The organism is Vibrio sp. 970, from assembly GCF_033339075.1.
The window spans coordinates 1-544 of sequence record NZ_JAWOTW010000704.1 but is presented as its reverse complement, the minus strand read 5'-3'; the positions used below and the strand labels follow the sequence as shown (position 1 = coordinate 544).

The following is a 544-nucleotide window of genomic DNA, read 5'->3' as shown; positions in this document are numbered from 1 at the left end:
ATGCGCCAGCTTCATGTTGCGGGTGATAAGCTGTTTATCGACTACTGTGGGCCGAGGCTTCAGGTGGTCAACCCTGACACAGGAGAAGTGCGTGAAGCGGAAGTGTTCGTCGCGACCTTAGGCGCGTCCAACTACACCTATGTGGAAGCCTTCCCCAGCCAAGGAAAGTCTTACTGGTTAGAGGCGCATGCCAATGCGTTCGAGCACTTCGGTGGAGTACCACAGCTCTTGGTTCCCGACAATCTGCGTAGCGCGGTCACCAAAGCCAATCGTTATGAGCCAAGACTGAACGACAGCTATCAGAAACTGGCCAATCACTATCAAACCGCAGTGATGCCTGCTCGCCCTTACAAACCGAAAGACAAAGCCAAGGCAGAGAATGCCGTGCTCCTAGTGGAACGTTGGATCATGATGCGGCTGCGACACCAAACCTTCCATACCTTCAAGGCGCTGAATCTCGCTATCCGAGAACTCATGAATGAGTTAAACCAACGTGAGATGAAACAGTATGGCGCGAGTCGTCAATCACTGTTCGACAAACTCG

The 544-nt window shown here is 52.6% G+C and carries 1 protein-coding gene; it reads left to right on the top strand.

Features of this window, described 5'->3' with window-relative positions; genetic code table 11:
* Window positions 1–544 (top strand): IS21 family transposase (istA, locus tag R7Q11_RS28720; RefSeq protein ID WP_225467291.1); only part of this gene is annotated, 544 nt, incomplete at both ends.